Source organism: Clostridium aestuarii (assembly GCF_026735135.1).
In the GTDB taxonomy this organism is placed as follows: Bacteria; Bacillota; Clostridia; order Clostridiales; family Clostridiaceae; genus Clostridium_H; species Clostridium_H aestuarii.
The window spans coordinates 270079-290522 of the sequence record NZ_JAPQER010000002.1 but is presented as its reverse complement, the minus strand read 5'-3'; the positions used below and the strand labels follow the sequence as shown (position 1 = coordinate 290522).

Annotated in this window: 20 protein-coding genes and 2 pseudogenes; 1 reads left to right on the top strand and 21 read right to left on the bottom strand. The window is 28.5% G+C overall.

The window, feature by feature from the left end; all coding sequences use genetic code 11:
* Positions 1 to 93 precede the first annotated feature (93 nt).
* From OW763_RS05580 to OW763_RS05510, 16 genes and pseudogenes are all read right to left on the bottom strand, one after another.
* Positions 94 to 990, bottom strand: coding sequence for a hypothetical protein (locus OW763_RS05580; protein WP_268040093.1), 897 nt, complete (start codon positions 988 to 990; stop codon positions 94 to 96).
* A gap of 1124 nt (positions 991 to 2114) precedes the next feature.
* Positions 2115 to 2279, bottom strand: a pseudogene (locus OW763_RS16965) (DUF6718 family protein); the annotation flags it as partial.
* A 133-nt stretch (positions 2280 to 2412) separates the two neighbouring features.
* Positions 2413 to 2640: pseudogene (locus tag OW763_RS05575) on the bottom strand (alpha/beta hydrolase); the annotation flags it as partial.
* Positions 2641 to 3169: 529 nt separating this feature from the next.
* A complete protein-coding gene (locus OW763_RS05570; protein WP_268040092.1) occupies positions 3170 to 3367 on the bottom strand; it encodes a DUF2281 domain-containing protein in 198 nt (65 codons plus the stop codon).
* Positions 3368 to 3466: 99 nt separating this feature from the next.
* A complete protein-coding gene (locus OW763_RS05565; protein ID WP_268040091.1) occupies positions 3467 to 3610 on the bottom strand; it encodes a hypothetical protein in 144 nt (47 codons plus the stop codon).
* 3 nt (positions 3611 to 3613) lie between these two features.
* The gene (locus OW763_RS05560) at positions 3614 to 5368 is read right to left on the bottom strand and encodes an ABC transporter ATP-binding protein (RefSeq protein WP_268040090.1); all 1755 of its coding nucleotides are present in this window, start codon (positions 5366 to 5368) and stop codon (positions 3614 to 3616) included.
* Positions 5369 to 7081 (bottom strand): ABC transporter ATP-binding protein, encoded by a 1713-nt coding sequence (locus OW763_RS05555; protein ID WP_268040089.1) that lies wholly within the window; start codon positions 7079 to 7081, stop codon positions 5369 to 5371.
* A 9-nt stretch (positions 7082 to 7090) separates the two neighbouring features.
* Complete coding sequence (locus OW763_RS05550; protein WP_268040088.1) at positions 7091 to 8560, bottom strand: ABC transporter ATP-binding protein; 1470 nt, start codon at positions 8558 to 8560, stop codon at positions 7091 to 7093.
* 11 nt (positions 8561 to 8571) lie between these two features.
* Positions 8572 to 9264, bottom strand: a complete 693-nt coding sequence (locus OW763_RS05545) for an energy-coupling factor transporter transmembrane component T (protein ID WP_268040087.1) — start codon at positions 9262 to 9264, stop codon at positions 8572 to 8574.
* Positions 9265 to 9268: 4 nt separating this feature from the next.
* A complete protein-coding gene (locus tag OW763_RS05540) occupies positions 9269 to 9877 on the bottom strand; it encodes an MptD family putative ECF transporter S component (RefSeq protein ID WP_268040086.1) in 609 nt (202 codons plus the stop codon).
* 97 nt (positions 9878 to 9974) lie between these two features.
* On the bottom strand, positions 9975 to 10940 hold the full coding sequence (locus OW763_RS05535) for a helix-turn-helix domain-containing protein (RefSeq protein ID WP_268040085.1): 966 nt from the start codon (positions 10938 to 10940) through the stop codon (positions 9975 to 9977).
* A 372-nt stretch (positions 10941 to 11312) separates the two neighbouring features.
* The gene (locus OW763_RS05530) at positions 11313 to 12059 is read right to left on the bottom strand and encodes a 3'-5' exonuclease (RefSeq protein ID WP_268040084.1); all 747 of its coding nucleotides are present in this window, start codon (positions 12057 to 12059) and stop codon (positions 11313 to 11315) included.
* A 385-nt stretch (positions 12060 to 12444) separates the two neighbouring features.
* On the bottom strand, positions 12445 to 12978 hold the full coding sequence (locus OW763_RS05525; RefSeq protein ID WP_268040083.1) for a GNAT family N-acetyltransferase: 534 nt from the start codon (positions 12976 to 12978) through the stop codon (positions 12445 to 12447).
* A gap of 140 nt (positions 12979 to 13118) precedes the next feature.
* The gene (locus OW763_RS05520; RefSeq protein WP_268040082.1) at positions 13119 to 13361 is read right to left on the bottom strand and encodes a hypothetical protein; all 243 of its coding nucleotides are present in this window, start codon (positions 13359 to 13361) and stop codon (positions 13119 to 13121) included.
* A 3-nt stretch (positions 13362 to 13364) separates the two neighbouring features.
* Complete coding sequence (locus OW763_RS05515) at positions 13365 to 13568, bottom strand: DUF3990 domain-containing protein (protein WP_268040637.1); 204 nt, start codon at positions 13566 to 13568, stop codon at positions 13365 to 13367.
* Positions 13569 to 13575: 7 nt separating this feature from the next.
* The gene (locus OW763_RS05510) at positions 13576 to 13791 is read right to left on the bottom strand and encodes a DUF3791 domain-containing protein (protein WP_268040081.1); all 216 of its coding nucleotides are present in this window, start codon (positions 13789 to 13791) and stop codon (positions 13576 to 13578) included.
* Positions 13792 to 13967: 176 nt separating this feature from the next.
* On the opposite strand from OW763_RS05510, the gene OW763_RS05505 reads away from it, so the two are divergent.
* Complete coding sequence (locus OW763_RS05505) at positions 13968 to 14168, top strand: ImmA/IrrE family metallo-endopeptidase (protein WP_268040080.1); 201 nt, start codon at positions 13968 to 13970, stop codon at positions 14166 to 14168.
* 57 nt (positions 14169 to 14225) lie between these two features.
* Here OW763_RS05505 and OW763_RS05500 read toward each other — a convergent pair whose 3' ends face one another.
* The 5 genes from OW763_RS05500 to OW763_RS05480 form a co-directional block, all read right to left on the bottom strand.
* Complete coding sequence (locus OW763_RS05500) at positions 14226 to 15230, bottom strand: hypothetical protein (protein WP_268040079.1); 1005 nt, start codon at positions 15228 to 15230, stop codon at positions 14226 to 14228.
* Between the two features lie 167 nt (positions 15231 to 15397).
* Positions 15398 to 15652, bottom strand: coding sequence for a hypothetical protein (locus OW763_RS05495; RefSeq protein ID WP_268040078.1), 255 nt, complete (start codon positions 15650 to 15652; stop codon positions 15398 to 15400).
* A 376-nt stretch (positions 15653 to 16028) separates the two neighbouring features.
* A complete protein-coding gene (locus OW763_RS05490; protein WP_268040077.1) occupies positions 16029 to 18305 on the bottom strand; it encodes a hypothetical protein in 2277 nt (758 codons plus the stop codon).
* A 55-nt stretch (positions 18306 to 18360) separates the two neighbouring features.
* The gene (locus tag OW763_RS05485) at positions 18361 to 18759 is read right to left on the bottom strand and encodes a hypothetical protein (RefSeq protein WP_268040076.1); all 399 of its coding nucleotides are present in this window, start codon (positions 18757 to 18759) and stop codon (positions 18361 to 18363) included.
* A gap of 262 nt (positions 18760 to 19021) precedes the next feature.
* On the bottom strand, positions 19022 to 20290 hold the full coding sequence (locus OW763_RS05480) for a DNA methyltransferase (RefSeq protein WP_268040075.1): 1269 nt from the start codon (positions 20288 to 20290) through the stop codon (positions 19022 to 19024).
* Positions 20291 to 20444 lie beyond the last annotated feature (154 nt).

Genomic DNA, 20444 nt, shown 5'->3' with positions numbered 1-20444 from the left:
AAGTATTTGCAATACAGTAAAGCATATCAACTATAATCTGTTTATGTTTTTTAAATTGTTCCATTATTTTGTCACTCTCCTAGCTATTATTTTTTAATTTCTCTTCTCATCAATTTGCTTACAAATAGATTCATATTCATTATTCCAGTATTCTGGTAAATCTTCATCATAATCATTACCTAAAATATCCGTATATAATTCTTTTATACGACTTTCCCCGTATTCTGTCATAAGGGATTCTTCCTTTACATATTTCTTTATTATTAATTCTTTAAAATAAAGATAATCATCAGGATTCTTTTCAAAATACTCTTTTAAATATCCCCAATTTGGAAACATGTTCCCTCTAGCATAAGAATTATCTGAAATCACAAAAGCCTTTATAAACTCTTTTCTCATTCCGTAAATTTCAAAAAGCTTTTTGAAATATTCTTCAATAACAAATTGTGCATGTTCATCATCCCAATCTGCTATAATATATTCAGCAATAAGATATAGATAGGTTGGATCTTGTTTTGCTAAAAAATAGAGTGCATCTATTCCAGCAAGATACTCATCATCCACCCATAATGACCAAGTATCATTTTCTTTTTTTGAATATTTTGCAATCATTTCACAAGCCCTTACAACTTTATCCTTTAAATTGAAATAGCTACATGCACTGCTAAAGAATAAAGCTTCACTAAAATATATTGGATGTCCATAATAATCCTTCATCTTTTCCAACTCTTGTTGTGCATCTTCTTTATCATCTATCAAACGAACAAACATATAATATTCTATGACTTCTTCTTTAGTTGGACAGTCCTTTAACAACAATGTTTTAATCTCATTACCTTCTTTTTTTACAAATTCAATGTCTCCAATTTGTTTATCTTCCCCTACTTTTCCAGACTCAAAGAGTTCTATATACACATCTAATGCATTTTTCATTGATTCTTCTGATTTTAAATCTACTATAATTTTTATTTGTTTTTCAAATTGATCCATTTCTATTCTCCTCTTTCTTAAATATCATCCTTTTAATTCTCTTAATAAATCTCCATCATATAAGCCCCACTATATGATAAGAGGTTAATCATCGTGTGAGCAACTTCTTTACAATCTTTTAAACATTCCTTAATCATCTCATGGTGATCACCTGGTTCATCTTCTGTAAGAGATCTCCACTCACGTGCTGCAAGCTGATAAGCTGTAAAAAGATAATGTGCCTTAGGATCATTCATTAACAACCAAAGGAAAGTATAGCTATGAAGAATGCCTTCGTTTGTAATTATAAAATCCAATCCTATACCGTATTGTAAGTAAGCTGTCAGTAATTTAACATATGTATATAAACGCTGTCTTTCTTCTTCAAAGGATATCTATTCACTATATTTGAATATCCATCCTCAAAAAACACTGCATATTTATAATCTCTTTTTCCGCAAGAAAAATGTGTAAGTGATCATCACATGTCCAACCATTCAATCTGATAAAGAAATCCAGTGTCCTCAATATAATCTCCTTTTGTTTTCTGTTAAATTTAATAAAATTAAAATATAACGATTAAACTATATCAAACATTCGTTCGTTTCACAATATATTCATAGAATATTTTCCCGAAATATGTAATTAATAGGCATATTCACCCAACCTTTTCATTCACTTGAATGGAAAAAGTATTTCTTTTATTGAGAGATTTACATCTGTTGATATAAAAGATTTTAATGCTTTTTCATTTATAAGTAACTTTACCATAATACCCACGACCTACGGTCGCAAAGATAAATTCGTAGATTTCTATTGCAAACTTTGTAAATGTTAACTTTAAAACTGAAAATATTCTTCATTATAACTCCAGACAAAAATATGTTCCTATACTTAAAAAGCCCTCAAGCGCATGACCAACACTCAAGGACTTTAAATCATTGATATTTTCTTTTCTTCCTGTTTACTAACCCCGTATCAAGAAACATATACTATTTTTACTATTTTGTACTATATATTGTATACACCATTTAATTAGTGCCGACTCCTATTGAATGTGTAGCTTAAAACCCTAATTTTTTACAACAGTTTTTCAAGAAAAAAACCCGTCTCTACATATAGTAAAGATAGGATTGCTTTATTTTTTACATTTTTATAACTTTAGATATAAATTCAACTTCATCATTAATTAATATATATGGAGCATATTCTCTATAACTATCCAAATTGTTTAAAGTTACTATTTGTACCCCGCATTCAAGTGTTGTTAAGGTTAAATACTTAGATAATGATGCTAATCTTTGTCCTTGTTCTGCCTCTAATACTCAACTTCCTTCTTTATCAAATCTCTTTGCTACTAAGTAACACATTGTTTAATAACTCCTTAAACTCATTTTTATAAACTTTCCTAAATACAATTTACTTTATCAGTGGTCGATATCATTATTTAACATATATATTTTTTTTTAACCACTGCCTAAAAAACTTAAGTTGTTCCTCTTTATGAAAATAATGCTCTGCCTTATCCATTACTTTGAAATCACAATTAAACCTTTTTACAAACGCAGCTATTACATCAAACTCACATATAGTGTCTTCTGAGCCGTAAAGAATTGAAGTTTTATTATTCCAAGTAACAATAGGATGTTCTTTTACATAACAATAATAATCTCATTTTCTGTTGCCTCTTGTTCAAATATATGAATTATTTCATCTTCCTTATTTGACATATTGCCATGGACTGCTATAAATAGCTTATCCGATTTATCTCCCCATAAAATACAAGTAATTTGTTATATTTTTCATTTTTTAAAATTGACCTTATAGTTGAGTTCCATACCAGTTCACCATTTTCATCCTTGGTATATCCTAAAAAAGTGATATATTTGCTACAACACAAGTTATATACATTAAAAGATAACGTTGTTTTTACCAATAACAAAACACCTACCATTTATCGATAGATGTTCTTTATTATAAGTAATCTTTATTTAACTTCTTCTTTTAATAAATCATTGATTTCAATTTTAACCTTATCAATTAATTCTTTCTTAACACTTCCAAATTTTTTAACTACTATATATTTAGATAATGTATATATTTTATCTGCTCTAATACAAGAAGTAACTTTAAGTGAGCCTTCTATTAAATCATTATTTGTAAATTCAAAGGAATAGGTATAAGTAATATATCCCCTTGCTTATACATCATTCCACACCTCATCATCTATATCATTATTCCAAAAATCTAAACTACTCTCACTTGCTTTCTGTAAGTCTTTATATAATTCTTTTTCTCTCTTTACTTTTAAATATCCTATAAAATCTATAACCTCTGATATTTGATTTTCTGGTATTTTTTCAATAAGATTAAATAGTATCTCTTTAGCCGTATTCATAAAAACACCACCTTAAACTATTTATATAATTATTATACCCTATTATATAAATAATTTGAATGCATATTTTATTACTTCCTATATAGTTTTACTACGCACTCAAATAGTGTCATTAAAAAGATACACATTTTGAAATACCGTGCTTATATTTGAAAAAAGACTAACACAAGTAATTTTTTTAAGATTAACTCCTCCAAAATTAAAATCTACATCATAATTTTTAACATTGATATTTTCTTTCACTTATTATGCCTTCTCTGATATCTTCCAAGAAAGAGCATCCCCTCTTTCCTTAATAAAGTTCCTATAAATACCAGGAGTGTCTTTTAGTTCACTATGCAGTCCATTCTGAGCAATCTCTCCATTATCCATGACAATGATCTGATCGGCTTCTTGGATTGTACTAAGCCTATGAGCAATAATAATTGCCGTTTTATCTCTTAACAGCTCTTTTAATGCCATCATAAGCTTTTCTTCATTTTCAGGATCAATGCTAGAAGTTGCTTCATCCAAAATAACCAAAACACTTTCCTTAAGCATAGCTCTTGCAATGGAAATTCGTTGGCGTTCTCCACCAGAAAGACTAATACCTCCTTCATGTAGTATGGTATCATATCCATTTGGCAACTCCATAATAAATTCATGGCAGCATGCTTTTTTTGCAATTTCTATGACTTCTTCATCCGTAGCATCCGGTTTTCCAAACTTAATATTGTTTTTCACTGTATCTTCAAACAAATAAACATCTTGAAACACCATCGTGATATGGGATAGTAAATCATCATACTTGTATTCTTTCACATCTGTATCTGAAATCATAATTTTTCCCTGCTGAACATCCCAGAATCTTGCAATCAAATGACATAAAGTTGTTTTTCCAGAACCAGATGGTCCAACAAGTGCTGTTGTTTTTTTTTCAGGAATCAAACAACTTAAATGGTCAATAATCCTTTCTTTATCATAAGAGAATGCAATGTCATCTGCCTTAACATTTATGTCATCAAACTGTTCTTTTTCACCGTCTTCAATAATTGAAATATTTCTTAGTTTGGTGATTGTATCGAGATTTTGCATAGCAATTCCTCTAACTCCCTGCATACTTCCAGCCATCTCGAATCCACCAAAGACAATAAAACTAGCGACCATTAGCATGATGGTTTTTTCTATTTCTATTTGACCTGCTCCATATCTCATTAGCGAAGTTAAAATAATGGCACATGTCCCCAATTTAAAGATAATCATATAAAGTAACTGTGCAGGTGCTAATGCCTTTTCAACATCTAAAAATCCCTTTCTACTATCACTAATCGTTTGATTGATACTGTCCATCGCTTGATTTCCTTGCCCAAAAGCTTTGATAACTCCAATTCCCTGAACATATTCAAGAGTAGCCGAATTCAAATTAATTTTTAATCCTAATAATTTTTTGGTTAAACTATCTGCTTTCTCCTGAAATAGATTATTGATTAAAATACCAAGAATCAAAGTGATAAGAATAATCACACCCGTAATCCAGTCAAAAGGAATCATAAACAATGCCATAATTGCTGTTTGTATCACACCAACTAACAACATTTCAATAATGTATATTCCTGTTGTTTCAAGCTCACCAATGACCGTAGTTAATCCACCAGATACATCTCCTAATCTGTTGTTATTAAAATAACCCATGTGCACATGCTTTAGGCGATCTCCAATCAACAATCGATTTTCTGCTCCCATGTTATAGGAGGCAATGTTCTTATTTCGATCAGCAATATATCCTGATACAATCTTTCCTACAACACTACCTAACATAATGAAAAACACTAAAAGAACATCATTCTTTGTAATACTTTTACCACCAAATATATTTTCACACACCTTTAAAAGAAGTAACATCACAACACCTAGTGTAATTCCCTCAAATATGCCTTTAATAACTTCTGCAATCAACATATTTGTGATTTTCTTAGACTCTTTCCCCGATACGATATATAATTTTTTCATTAAATCAATCATTTACATTCCCTCCATTCCATCTTTTGCATTGATATGGGAATTCCACATAGATTGGTATAAAGGACATGAATTTAATAGTTCTAAATGCTTCCCACAATTTTCTACTTTTCCATGATTCAACACAATAATCTGGTCAGCACCTACAATGGTTGAAAGTCTGTGTGCAATCATAATCACCGTCTTATTTTTAACCAAGGCATTAATCGACTTCTGAATCAACGCTTCATTTTCAGGATCTGAATAAGCGGTTGCTTCATCCAATATCACTATTGAGCTATCTTTTAGAAGGGCTCTTGCAATAGTAATTCGCTGTCTCTCTCCGCCTGAAAAACTATTACCTGCCTCTCCTGCAATGGTTTCATAGCCTTTTGACAAACTCATAATAAATTCGTGACAACTTGCTTTTCTACAAGCATCCTGAACTTCTTTTAAACTAGCATCCGGCTTAGCCATTCTCATATTTTCAAAAATACTTTTATTAAATAAAAAATTTTCTTGGGATACATAAGTCACTAATTCCATATTTTGATTCAACGGCATTTCTTTAATAGGAATGTTGCCAATTCGTATTTCACCAGACTGAACATTCCAAAAACCTGCCAATAATTTGGCAATGGTAGACTTTCCACTACCAGAAGGACCCACAATAGCTGTTAATTGGCCCTCATTGGCATGAAAATTCAATCCATCAAATACTCTGTTTTCATTATAACCAAAGTTTACGTCTTTGAATTCTACAGTTGATCCACTCACACATTTATTCTCACTAGGTCTTTGTAATTTAGGAAGCTCCATAATAACTTTGATTTCACCAAATATAACACGGATATTTGCCATGGTATCCATGTAAGTCATGGCTTTAATCAATGGTTTATAAGATGCATAGGAAAGCAAAACACACATTACCAAAGGTCCAACTTCTATACTCCCTTTCATAAACAAGAACAAAGAAACAGGTAATACAAGCAATAGCGTAGAAGGTAAGATTTCCATCGCTGCCACCATATAAAAACAAGCACTTAAATACCAATCTAGCATTGAACTTCTGTTATTAGAAACAGATTTTTGAAATTTTTCATAGGAAGAAGCTGATTGATTAAATGCTTTAATAACTTTAATTCCTTTGATATATTCCACTACTGTAGCATTCATCTTTTTTGATGCTTCGATGTATTTTTTTGATTTTTTCTCGTATCCACTCATAGTCAGCATTGAAAATAAAATTCCCAAAGGAAGAGTTGCTAAATTTGCAAGTCCAATTCGCCAATCCATTATGAAAATGCAAACTACTAATACAATAGGAATAAGTAAATTTGCAATAACCTCTGGTATTACATGGGCAATAGGTTTTTCCATTTTATCTAAGATCTCAACCATAAATTGTGTCCATTGCCCACTGCTTTTTCCCTCTATCGTTCCCATAGATAAACGATTTAATTTTTTCACCAGTTCTTTTCTTGTATTTTCAATAATTCGAAATGCAAGATTATGTGATGAAAGTGTTGAAATTTCATGAAATACAACTCCACCAACAAAACCACCAAGAGCCATAAAAAATAATGGCATGAAACTATTAATATTGTTTCTTCCACTGATTAACAGTGTAACTATTTTAGCAATTGCAAAATAAGGTAATACATTACAAGCTACACCCAAAATTGCTACTATTACAGAAAATATAATTTTCCCTATATTATCTTTTAAATAATTCATTTTTTCACCTCAATATCCCATTGATTGAAGCAATAATAATGTAGAAGACAAATTTAAATAGTAGTCTTCCACAACCTTGCCCTCATCCAATTTTATTATTCTGTCACATGCATTAAGTATAAACTCTGCATCATGTGATATTATTAAAAATTTTGTACCACTTTTATTCATGTTTCTGATAACTTTACTTACTCTCATCATATTACTTCCATCAAGCCCCGAAGTTGGTTCATCTAAAACTATAACTTTAGCTCCATGCATAATAGCAACACCTAAAGCAAGTCTTTGTTTTTGTCCTCCTGACAATGTTGATGGATGCCTGTCTTTATATCTTTGAAGATCTAATTCAAGCAAAATTTTTTGTGCTTTATATTTTAAGTTCTCATCTACCTTTAACCCAGTCATTAATTCATCCAACAAATCTTCTCCAAATAACTGACTGTCTAAATCTTGAGGTATATACCATATCTCACTAATCCTCTGCTTTGGTTTTAAACTCTTTTCTGATAAAATAATATTTCCATTTGATTCTTTTACAATTCCAGCAACTATCTTGCCTAATGTACTTTTTCCAGCTCCATTCTTTCCAACTAAAGCAATAATTTCATTTGTATCAAAACTGAAATTTATATCTTTTAAAATTTGTTTTTTTCCTATATTCTTAGTAATATTTGACACTCGAAAACTCACGGTTTTAATATTACTTACTTCTTTTTTAGGTAATTCTATACTTTTTAAATCAATGGCTCTTAAACCCATATTCTTCAATTCTAAAGTTCCCATATTATTAATTTCATTTTGTGAAAACTTCTTTACAATTCTTCCTTCATTCATCAAAACATAGGTGTCAGCTATCCCGTTTAGATAATATAATCTATGTTCTACAATTATAATAGTTTTGTCTAACTTTTTTAAATATTCAATCATTTCTCCAAGCAATTTTGTTGATTGAATATCTAAATTAGCTGACGGCTCATCTAAAATATAGATATCAGGGTCAACTGCTTTTGCAGATGCGATTGCAACCTTTTGCCTCATTCCATATGAAAGTGTATATATACTTTCCTCTAAAATATCTTGAATTTGTAGATCTTTTGCTGATTTATTTACTCTATCAACAATTTCATCATGTGATAACCCTAAATTCTCACAGCCAAAGGCTACTTCACCTCCAACTTCGTTGGCAAAAAACTGACTTCTTGGATCTTGAAAAACATTCCCTGTCAATCTTCCAACCTCCCAAGAAGATAAATCGTTAACTTTTCTATTACCAATGAATATATTTCCATGTAAATCTCCTTGATAAAAACTAGGAATTAATCCGTTAATGGTTCTAGTTAATGAACTTTTTCCACAACCGGATTTACCAATTAGTACAACACATTCTCCTTTTTTTACGTCAAAGTCTATTTTCTTAAGTTGATTAACTGTTCCCTGATAAGAAAAGGTCACATTTTTTATGCTTATTTTATTTTCCATATACGCCTCCATTAGTAACCTATTGCCATAATTCCCATTAACAAACTTATTGCTAGAATCATATAATCAACATAACCCAATCTATTTGAATAATAGCTTTCTTTTCTGCAAGGATTATCTACACCTCTCACGATAGATGCCGCTGCAAGCTCGTCTCCTACTTTAATCGCTCTGAATATAATCGGTACAACTGCATATTCAAGTGTTTTTAACGGATGAAACATTATTTTTCTAAAATCACCAATAAAACCTCTTACTTTCATTGCTTCTTTAATTGCTTTTAATTCTCCTGTAACCGTTGGCGCAAATCTTATCATAACAATTAATATTAGTATGATATTTTTTGGTATAGGTAACTTTTGAAAAACTGCTATAACTTTTCCTGATGGTATTTTTGATGTCAGATAAGCTGCCATAATTGGAACAATAAACTTATATATCATTCCAAATAACATTGGTGAAGGAAATTTAATCCCTAATGGTACTAACCTCGTAAGCCAAAATATCGTTAATAAATATACAGTTAAATATATGATGCTCTGTCTTACTAAGCCAAAATATATTAGCAATATAAACAGCCATAAGACAAATAGAACATGAGTAACGATATTCTGAGAAAATATCGTTACTATACATGCGAAAGCTGTTAAGATTAATCCGGTCAATCCATTTAATCTGTTTATATTATTCTTTTTCTCATACATTGTATCAGCCTACTATCCCTGCTTTTTTAAAATGTTTTTTTAATAATTTCTGTCCAAATAAAACTCCTAAAGCTGAAAGAGTTATTGTTATGACAACTCCAATTAACATTAATTCTGGCCTGGTTACCATCTCATACTGTATCATCAAAGTCGCATCAGCGAATCCTCCATTTAACGCCATCTTTTCATAACTTTCCCAAGCTACATATATAGGAACTCCTATACCTAAAACCATTCCGATACCATAAATGCACCAACAAATCATGTTTCTTATTGGATTTCTGTATGCATCTTTACCTATCATTGATAACTCAGCTAAAATTCCAACAACTATGAAATAAGGCAACATAAATGTATAACCCATAGCTGCATTAATTAATCCATAAACAGTTGACCAAATAAAAATTAACCCATGCTTATTAATTCTGTTTGCACAAACCAAATAAAATATTGCTCCAATAAACATTTCAATTCCTGCAGTTCCATATAAATATAGAATTGGTACCGTTACGGTTCCCATACCTATTGCCATTGAAACAATAAAAAATAAAACCATCATTACTGCTACTGTTACAATATCCTTAATCTCAAAATTTGTTGTATTACCGCTCATTTTTTTCCCTCCTGAATAATTATTCTAAAATAGTTATCTATAACTAACTATATAATATAGTAAATGAAATTCATTATCATTTCTCCTCCATAGCATTTTATTTTTCTTCAAAATAGCCCGAATCCTCATTTTTTTTCTTATAATCCTTTGGAAGCATTCCATATTCCTTTTTAAATGCAGCTGAAAACTTACTTGGATTGGAATACCCAAGTTGAAGTGCAATGTTCATAATAGATAATGACTTGTCCAACAAAAACTTTGTTGCTACAGCCATTTTATATTTTTTCAAATACACTGTTGGTATATCTCCATAAATCTGCAAAAAAATACTCCGAAATGTTGTTATCCCTATTCCATTATCAACTGCACACTGTTCTATGCTAATTTTTTCATCCAAGGAGTTTACTAAATAGTCTCTGATTTTTTTTACTTTTTTTATTTGCTCTTTCTTATAATAAGTAATCTTCTTTCCTGTAAATTCAGATAAAGAACGAATATGGTATAACAATTCAATGCTTTTAATTGCAAAATATTCGTTACTTTCTTTCTTTTTTGCTACATAAATTTCATTAAATAAATGCTTCAATTTTTTATCATCTCTACTTATATACCAAGCCCTTTTTAAATCCAAATGACAAAATAATGAATCAATATCAATAGAAAATGTCTTCATAAGCTTTCTCACTTCATCAGAACATTCTCTTTGATTTACAACTAAAGATACTGCTTCATAAATTCCCAAAGGGAACTGATAAGATACTGGCACATAATCGCTTCCGTTTATTCCAAAATCTCCTTCTTGTAAATAGGAAATAGATTGATTTGTAAATTCACACTCAACCCTTCCTTTTTTACACCACGAAATTTCTATAATGTCTTTATGAGGCGTATCTGGTATAAAGGTATCGTATGTATTGAAATTCATAAATACAATCTCAATTCCGTCAAATATCTTATATACAGTTAATATTCCACTTCCATTACACGAATATCGATATATAAAATAGTCCTTATTTTCTTCTATTAATTTAGACTTTTCTTCAAACCATTGATTTTTACACATTTTTATCATTCCCATCTAAATACAAATATTTAGGATTTTAGATATATCCATTATATGTCTTAATTATATAAGCCAAATAATCAATAGTCCATTATTGTATTATAAATACTACAATAAGAATAGTTCTTTCCATCGATATTTTGCATAAAAAGGATCATCTCCATTACTTTGCTATTATCTGTTTTTTATCTAATAATATATACGATTTGAAACAATCTATCAATTTTCACTAGTATCACCACCAAATATATTTTAGGTAGTATATAAAAAAATCCACTAAACAATTTTAGTGGATTTTATAAAGAACTTTAATTTTATAAAGACATCTAGCAATAGGATAACGCAAGGAGAATTATAAGGAATGTGAATTAATCAAAGTATAAATTGTTTAGTTCGTCCCATCATATAGGCAGTTTTTATTATGGATTTTTCCTCATCAGACATTTCTCTATTATACATCTTTTCAAATTGAGTTATTAAAGAGTCCATATCAATTTTTTCCTTAGGTTGTGACACTCTTTTATTTGGGGTATGGGTATATAACTTTGGTTTTATATTATTATCATAAATTTTTTTAAAAACTTCTGTAGTATAATAGGCATCGTTAAAAGCATCGTGAAATTCACCATTATTAATTGATATATTTAAAAGTTCAACTGCATTTTTTAAACCAATTTTAGTTCTTTTTGGAGCATTAAGATATTTTGAAGCATATTGCTGAATATCAATGTAATATTTAGAAATTAGTGAAGTGGACAGATTATGGAACCGTATATTTCGTAAAAGTTCTTTTATATCAACTGTTCCCCAAACACACAATATTATTTCATCATCACCAATAAATTCTATAAAATCATTATAGACATCTGGAAATAATTTGCATGATTTGATTTTATCATCGGTTATTTTAGTTAATCTTTCCACATAAGGGTGAACAGTATTATATAATGTTGGTTTAATTAGAGCATTAAATGTAGAAAGTGTTTCAAAGTTTTCATTAAGTTTTAAGGCACCTATTTGAATAATTTCAAATGGTAAGTTGGAATTTTTATTAGTTTTAATTTCTTTAATATCTGAACTTTTTTGATTAAATTCTAAATCATATATTATGTAATTCATATCTTCACCTACTATTTAAAAATTAGGCACATGCAAAATTGCTTAGACTATCTGTTTAATAACCGCTATCAATACTAAATTTTCACTCTATTTCAAGAATGTCTAGCTCTTTCTCTAACGTGTTTCCACGTACCATATCATATAGCAATTCTTATTTCTCTACTCCTTTTTAGGTCTTTTTCAACATAATTTCCGCTATTTTTACTACGCTCTCCACATGCCTTGGGACAAACTATTAGCTTTAAAGGAAACACATACAATCAGTGATATATAAATCTTTATTTTGCACTATATATTGTATACACCATTTAATTAGTGCCGACTCCCTTTAAATGTATAGCTTAAAATTTTAATTTTTCACAACAGTTTTTTTAAGTAAGGTGTTTTAATCAATCAATAATCCCATCAATAAAGAATCATAGAACTTACCATTAATTAAAAAATCTCTTTTTACTATTCCTTCTTCTAAAAAACCAAGCTTCTTATATAATTTAATACCTAGTGCATTATCAGTTCTTACTCTTAAATTAATTTTTCTAATTATTCCTGAATCTTTGCTCCAAGTAATTAAATACTTTATCAGTTCTTCCCCTATACCATTTCCCCAATATTCTTTAAGAACACTTACTCCAAATTCACCAACATGAGCATTTCTTTCTCTTGGACCTCCTGAAAAGTTCAAATTTCCAACTACCTTACCATGGATTTCTGCTATAATAAATAAAGCATTTTCCTTCTTCAATGCATTCTCAATAAACTCTTCTTCCTCATAAACATTTCTTCCAAACTCTCCTGCTGCAAATGTTAAAAAATCTGATTCTCCTCCAATAACATTTAGATACTCTATTAATGCTTTAGCATCAGCCTTATTTGCTTTTCTAATTATTATTTTTTCATCCTTAACCTTAATCTCTTTCATTAAATACAACTCCCTGCTATCTTATTTAATTTCTACTAATAATATTTAAATATAAAAAGAGAGCCAACATAATATAAAGCTCTCTAAAATATAAGGCAACAAACATATATCTTAACTTGTACTATAGAAAATACCGTTATTTAATGAATTAAATCCTTTGGATAACTCTTATGATTAATAATTCCATACTCTAACATTAATTCATCTGTTAGATATTTAACTCCTTTACAATGTAAATCTCCTACACCTTCGCTTACCAATTGATAAAGCTCTGATTCATAAAAATAATTCATACTTTCTTCTAAATCTTTATTAGTTCTCTTTGAAAGTTCTAAGATTATATTTTTATATAAAGATTGTAATAATATTTTATTGGCTAACATATTCTACACTTCCTTATTTCCTTCATAACTTAAATATTTATCAATAATCTCTTGATTTATTATACACATCTGTTGATTAGATTTATAATACTTTAATCTCTTTAATGCTCCATCTTTCTCTATTAATTTATCCTGATAAAGCTCTATCGTATTATGTACCCTATCATCAGCTATTCCACCTACTACCATGTCATATTTTAAATAAATATTACTTTCAGCTTAATACTCCCATTTCTTTTAATACTTCTATTAAATCTTCTACTATATACCGTTTGCTTTGAGAGTGTAATGGCTCATAACAAGGGATAATATACTCATCTAAAGTATTTGTATTTTTAATAATTTCATATATTTTTGCAGGATTCATTTCTAGTTTTTCCGCTAAACTTTCAATACAAAATATAGCAAATTCTAATTTTTTTTCATCCATTACAACACCTCCAAATATATCTATTTTATTTATATTATATCCTATATTATAAATAATTAAAATTCAAAATTCTTTACTAGTTCCCGTTTCTTTATAATATCTGCAATCTCTTCTGCTCTATTTTTTCTTATGGTATCATCCAGCTTTGCTTCCTGAATTCTTTGCTTCATACCGATATGTCACTACAATTTTTCATTGATAATAAACTTCAGATTAAGAATAAATATGAGATACAAGCAGATAAGTTTGCAGCAGAGCTGCTTATAGAAAATACTCTTGATAAGGCTGAATATGCTGGGCTAAATATAGAACAGATTTCTAGTAAACTGTGTGTATCTGTTAAACTTTTGAAATATAAATTTAATTTGGAGGACTAACAAACCAGCAGGTGGACTGAAATTAGACCCACCTGCTGGTTTGTTTTATATATAATACTATTCTATTTCATTTTCAAGAGATAGCATTTTCTCTTGCCTCATTTCATGTAGAGTTTTATCATTACCCTTAATTAGAACCCAATCATAAATTCTAATACTAGACCATCCAGTAACCTTTTGCCCCCATTTATTAAATGTAAGTTTTTCACCATTGAAGTCAACATATTTAGCATCAATAACTGTAGCTTCTGAATTATCTCTGTTCTTAATTACTACAGCATCTCCACTTTTAATAATTCCCCACTCAAATAACTTATCCATACCAGGAAGTGTGGTTCTAGTAATAGGTGTATTCCTTTTAGTTGTATATGTAGATCGTTTTTTATCATCTACTTCAACATAAAAATCTTCTAAAGCTGGTGGAGGTAATATTCTATTAATGTCTATAAAATAACTATCTTCTATTTTCATTGGACTTAATTCAAAACAACTAATATCAACATCATTAGCTATAAGCCAAGCTACCACTGATAATGTTTGCTTATCAAAAGATGATGCTATGAATATTATTCTTTGTTTTGAATTAAAAGTTTTTATTGCACTATTCTTTTCAAGAAAATCATTTAAAATCCTTGATGCTTTTTCATAAGCAGTTAGATCACCAAGTTCAAATTCATCTTTATATTTTTCAATGTATGAAGCAAATATTTTATCAACCAGATCATCAGGAGTTTTTACTTTTGCATAACTTGCAGCATATCTTATAGCTTGAAATTCAAAAGCCTCTTTCCTTTGCCTTATATCTTCAACCTCTCTTTTAATCTCAATAAGTACAAGGTTACCATTTTCGTCTACTGCTGTTAAATCACTTCTTCCGTTTTCTTTATTTACAACTTGCTTTCCAACCACAAGTAAAGTTTCATCTTGAAATATAACTTCTATGTTCTTTCTTAAAAACTCTTCTATATGTTCTTCTCTTAAGTTTAAAGATTTAAAGTTTGTGTTTTCTATTTCAATATCTTCAATTTCTATAGAATTTTTTATTTTTACTGGAATTAACATATAATTTACCACCTAATTGTTTTTTATATTTAACATTATAACCTTTGGAAATATTTCCATAACGTTATATTATAATCTAAAGTATATTATTCTAGATTTTCATGGTGTTTTCTTTATAATTTTGATATAAATTAAAGTGCTAGATGAGTAAACATCTTGCACTATTTCTAATAATATAATTCCCATTTTTTACACCCCAGGGGTTCTTGGCGCACCCTTGGGTGCACCTTGCTATCTACAGTCTTTGACATATCAATGGTATGAAAAGTTTGAGTAGATGTTTTTTCTGATTTTTTTCTTTGTCTATATAACTGCTGTGGTTTTATATTATGATCTCTGCAAAAATCTACTATTTTTCCTTTGTGTGTTGAGAATTTCTCCATTATTTCATTCCAGTTTATATCTTTTTTTTCATTTTGCATAGCAGTTCCTCCTTTTACTTCATTACCTGCTATTTTACTTTAATTAATTCCCAAATTATAGGCAGTAATTTTTTTACGCTTACTTTTGTACGTCGCATCAGTTCCACTTTTAGTTTAAAAATTATTGTTACAATAAAAACTTATTTTTATTATTTGAACCTTACTTTAAAAAATACTAATAAATTTTTTCCTTATTCAACTCAATATAAATTAGAAAACTATAAAGCAATACATATATCATTGTAAATTACACGCTCCAGATATATAGAGTACAAAATCTGATTCTACCTATGAAATTGATAAAAAATTTTAGTTTATAACCAATCAATATAATCTTTCTGTAAAATATTCAAAAATTTAATTCAATAAAAACATATTAATTATCAGTCGTTGCTGCCGCTTCAACTTTAAATATCTTATATATATCTTCAATGATTCCACATATCGTTTTACTTTCTCTTCTTAATTCTTTAACTTTAAATTGCTCAATTACTTCTGTATCATCAATTTTCTGTTCCTTTTCATAATCTAATTCTAATAATACTGCATGATAACAAATATGCTCTAAGTAGAAATTCTGTATTGCTTCTACAGCAGCTTTACCACTTTTAAATTGCTTATTTATTATTCGACTTATATTTATATTGTCAATTGATATATATACTGTTATTTCTTGTTCAGACCTTTCAACCTTAGCAACTGAATTTTCATCCCATCCATTTCGAATCCAATATGGATGACTTTTTTCAACTGGTATCGGTTCAATTTTAGGAATAACACTATTTTTAGAATTATTCTTTACTTTTTGTGTAACAACTACATTAATATCATCTGATAATTGTGTTTGTTTTACTTTTAAATCAAACCTAATATTAATAATATCTCCTATCTTTAAATTGCTATTAACTTTAAAGAAAATAACTCCATGACCTTGTTTCATTTTAGTTTTTCCAGTTGTAAAAATCGTATTTTGAGAAGATATTGTTATATTAAAATTGTTATTATTCTTAAAATACTTAGGATCAGCATCTGTTATAAAATGAAGTGCAAATTCATCTCCTACATAAATTTTTTTATTATTATGTGATGTAATTTTTAATAGTTGAGGTGGATTATTTGTTGGTATTGGTTTAAGTGATTGAACAAGTTTATCACCATGTGGTTTATTATTTGGTGAATTATATTTATCCTTAGTGGTAGGATTATTGTTTTCCATATTACTATTTTGATTTGTAGAATCACAACTAATACTTAATGTAGTCTTAATCTTATTAGCTATTCTACTACCCAACTTTTTCATAACCTCAGTATTACTTTTTGTTAAAAATTTCTGTTTTCTCTGATTATTTAATACTTTGAGATTATCGTCTTCTTTTAATGTGTTTATTACTAATTGTTCTAGTTCTTCTAAAATTGTTGATTCTCTTACAGATTCTCTGGTTGTTACAAATAATTCTCTTCTAGATTTATTATCTAATTCATCACAATTCACATGAATAATCAAATATCCATCCAAATATGGTAACTTTAAATCCTTCTTAATAATACTATTTGATAAAGCGTCATGTTTTTGTCCATTATATGTTATAATAATTGGTTTAGATGGTAATGTGTAATTTTTAATAATATTTTTTGAGTTTTCTTTCTCATCCTTAATAACCCACCAAGTTATTTTAATCTTTCCACTATTAAAGTTTCTATAAGCTTCCCCTTGATATTCAATATCATTTCCTTTTGATAACCTTCTACAATTACCTGAAATATTTCTTTTAGAATTCTTAGATTTATTATTGCGTTGTTCTTCAATTTTGAAAGGTAATACTGTATTAAAAAGATAATTATGAACTAGATACCATAAAGAACCCGTTGGTGCAGTCATGATTGAAGAATACTTACCTATGTCCATTTCAATATGTCTTACCAAAGTTCCAAAATCAAATTCATCAAGTGGAATATCTATCTCTAATGGATAACCCGTTATTTTATCTACCATAAATTCATATACACCAATTTTATCTTTATTTATATCCCCGGGGTTATACCTAACAAGCGTATATGCAACTTTATTTAGATTTTCTATCTTCGAAACAGCTCTTGATAATATTAAAGTATATTTAGAGTACGCTAATGCTGTAGATCCACCTTGGCCATAAGCACCTGATAAATATAACTTATTTAATTTTCTACCAGCATTTAAACTTAAAATGCTATCTTCAAAATCAATTGCTTTTATACCAGTTCCTTTATCTCTAATGTCTATTGTAGGTTTTTTCTTTTCATCTGAATTTCTCAAAGTTACTATTACATTTTTAGCTATGGTTTGAATTTCTTTATCATTTAAATTGGTTAATTGACCATCTTTAACATTGAATAACTTTTTTGACGCTTCTCGTGGTGAATTAATTGAAATCTTTCCTTTACCGTTACTTTGTCGTTCTAAATATGCTCTTTCAATTACAGAATCAATTGCATTTGTAATTCTTTCAGTAATCCCTGCCGCAGGATCACTTCCTATATTTATTATTGGATAATTATTTTTATTTTCTCCCCCTACTGATTTCCATGAAATTTTATTCTTTAACTCACATTCAACTAGAGTTACAATATCACTAGCTTTTATCGAATTAATGAGCTTATTAAATAAATTATTCATCTATCTCCCTTCTCTTAAATTGCTTACTTGAAATATTCAATTGTCAACCATTTCATTATATTTCTTCAGTTTTAATTTTTTTCATTAGTTGCTTTTTAGGTATTTTCTGATTTAGATCAATCACTAGAACTTTAATTCCCTCATCCCAATAACAGTAATATTTATCACTTATTGTTGTGTCAAGCCCAAACTTAATACTGAGTAACCGTATAAATTCTCTACATGAAATTCTAGCATTCTTAACTTTATCATCCATATGTGGAAGATTAAATCCACTTGTATCGTTTTTGTCACAGGATTGTATACAGATGTGCTTCATTTTTTCTTCATATCCCAATTTGATTTTCACTGCACTTTTCAGATATTCTGCTGCTGAATTGTTTAAATTTATACCATATTGGGCAACTGTAGCAGAAGGTATTCCTTTGTTGGCGTCAAACCAAACTATATTCATTATTTACTCCTAATTTATTGATATCTAATACTATTGTACTCAGCAATTTCAATTTTGTGATTAATTTGTATTGAAATTCTAAATTTTTTTATTTATTTTTTTAGCAAAATCATTGATATTGTATTCACTTTAAATCATTATCAATGATTTATATATCAATATTGATATTATTTATATAAATAATATTTTATGTTTGTATTGCCTTTGTTTTAATTGACACATAAAAAAGCTAAAAAAAGTCTCCAGAACTCAACTTATATATCTATTTATAAAAATAACTAAAATGATCCCTTATATTAGTTGTATAATTAGGCATCCTACCATTACCTTTTGATAATATTAATATTCTATCTATTTTCGTAGCTTCTCCTCTTTTTTTATTACCCCAAATTTTTGTTACCTTTGTTTTTGTATCAATTTTATCTTCTATAATATCTATTAACTTTAAACTGGTATAATTTTTTGCATATTTCCATACTTCCTCTGCCAATTTAATGTACTTATTATTATAGTTACTAACATCGCCTATAATCACAAATGCCATTCCATCTTCTTTTAATATCCTTTCCCATCCTAAAATAACTTCTTTCATAAATTCTAAATATTCTTTCAGTCGTAATTCATCTTTAAGCTTAAGTTCTCTATTTATTGTATATACTTTATTTGATTTTAATTTTTCATTAATTTCCTCAGAATCATAAATATTATTTAACATCCATAGCCTTATCCAATTATATGTACCATAATTTATTACCTGTAGATACGGAGGACTAGTTATTATCAAATCTATATAATTTTCTTTGAAAATACGCCTATTATAATTAATCTTCATAGCATCAAATCCATATGCTTTACCTTTTACATAATTATTAGATTTTTCTTTGTATAACAAATTAACCTTATACCTTAACGCCTCAAATACATCATTTTTTATCTTATTTATATTGTTTTTTTCTATATAATTTCTAATATAGTTTGGTGACATAGAAAAAGTATTTGGCATTGATATTGATAAATACATTGATGTCCCATCTTTTCTGATTTTTCCATGCATAATCCCTAATAATGAACCCATAATAAATTGATCAACTTTATTTTTTATCTTTAAATTATTCTTTAGATATACAAGCTGAGGTAATGTCACTTCTTCATCATATAGCATTTTAATATTTGGCTCTACATTTAAAACATCTGTATACGTGTAGTTATCCTCTAATTGATTAATTCTTCTTGTAACATTTTGCAACTGCGGCACATTTACTTTAGCTCCAGTCAAGATCCTAGCTAATGGACTCAAATCATTTCCTATACCAATCCTACCATTTAAGCATGCTTCAAGTGGTGCAGTCCCTCTTCCTGAAAAGGGATCAAATACAACTTCACCAGGTTGTGAAAATTGCTTTATTAAATAATTTGGAAGAGAGGGTGGAAACATGGCTAAATATGAACACATAGCATGTAATGAATTTATCCATCTTTTTTTATTTGTTTTCCAAATAATATCACTCCAATCAAATTCCTGTAATTCCATATATTTCACCTCGTTTTAAACGAAAAGATTTTTTGTTATTCTATCTATATGAAAAAAATTTAAATATTATCTCTTTTAATAAATAATACGAAATTATTGTAAAAATTTATAGCAAAAAAATCCGTTTATAAAATAAAGTTTAGTGAAAGATTTG

Bases quoted from the DNA above. Each gene is read 5' to 3' on its own strand.
- OW763_RS05525 (WP_268040083.1), bottom strand. From the start codon at position 12,978: ATGAAAGAGATTAAGGTTAAGGATGAAAAAATAATAATTAGAAAAGCA.
- OW763_RS05480 (WP_268040075.1), bottom strand. From the start codon at position 20,290: ATGGAATTACAGGAATTTGATTGGAGTGATATTATTTGGAAAACAAAT.
- OW763_RS05570 (WP_268040092.1), bottom strand. From the start codon at position 3,367: ATGAATACGGCTAAAGAGATACTATTTAATCTTATTGAAAAAATACCA.
- OW763_RS05560 (WP_268040090.1), bottom strand. From the start codon at position 5,368: ATGATTGATTTAATGAAAAAATTATATATCGTATCGGGGAAAGAGTCT.
- OW763_RS05490 (WP_268040077.1), bottom strand. From the start codon at position 18,305: ATGAATAATTTATTTAATAAGCTCATTAATTCGATAAAAGCTAGTGAT.
- OW763_RS05540 (WP_268040086.1), bottom strand. From the start codon at position 9,877: ATGAGCGGTAATACAACAAATTTTGAGATTAAGGATATTGTAACAGTA.
- OW763_RS05580 (WP_268040093.1), bottom strand. From the start codon at position 990: ATGGATCAATTTGAAAAACAAATAAAAATTATAGTAGATTTAAAATCA.
- OW763_RS05500 (WP_268040079.1), bottom strand. From the start codon at position 15,230: ATGTTAATTCCAGTAAAAATAAAAAATTCTATAGAAATTGAAGATATT.
- OW763_RS05550 (WP_268040088.1), bottom strand. From the start codon at position 8,560: ATGGAAAATAAAATAAGCATAAAAAATGTGACCTTTTCTTATCAGGGA.
- OW763_RS05505 (WP_268040080.1), top strand. From the start codon at position 13,968: ATGTCACTACAATTTTTCATTGATAATAAACTTCAGATTAAGAATAAA.
- OW763_RS05535 (WP_268040085.1), bottom strand. From the start codon at position 10,940: ATGTGTAAAAATCAATGGTTTGAAGAAAAGTCTAAATTAATAGAAGAA.
- OW763_RS05555 (WP_268040089.1), bottom strand. From the start codon at position 7,081: ATGAATTATTTAAAAGATAATATAGGGAAAATTATATTTTCTGTAATA.
- OW763_RS05520 (WP_268040082.1), bottom strand. From the start codon at position 13,361: ATGTTAGCCAATAAAATATTATTACAATCTTTATATAAAAATATAATC.
- OW763_RS05545 (WP_268040087.1), bottom strand. From the start codon at position 9,264: ATGTATGAGAAAAAGAATAATATAAACAGATTAAATGGATTGACCGGA.
- OW763_RS05495 (WP_268040078.1), bottom strand. From the start codon at position 15,652: ATGCAAAATGAAAAAAAAGATATAAACTGGAATGAAATAATGGAGAAA.
- OW763_RS05485 (WP_268040076.1), bottom strand. From the start codon at position 18,759: ATGAATATAGTTTGGTTTGACGCCAACAAAGGAATACCTTCTGCTACA.
- OW763_RS05530 (WP_268040084.1), bottom strand. From the start codon at position 12,059: ATGAATTACATAATATATGATTTAGAATTTAATCAAAAAAGTTCAGAT.
- OW763_RS05510 (WP_268040081.1), bottom strand. From the start codon at position 13,791: ATGGATGAAAAAAAATTAGAATTTGCTATATTTTGTATTGAAAGTTTA.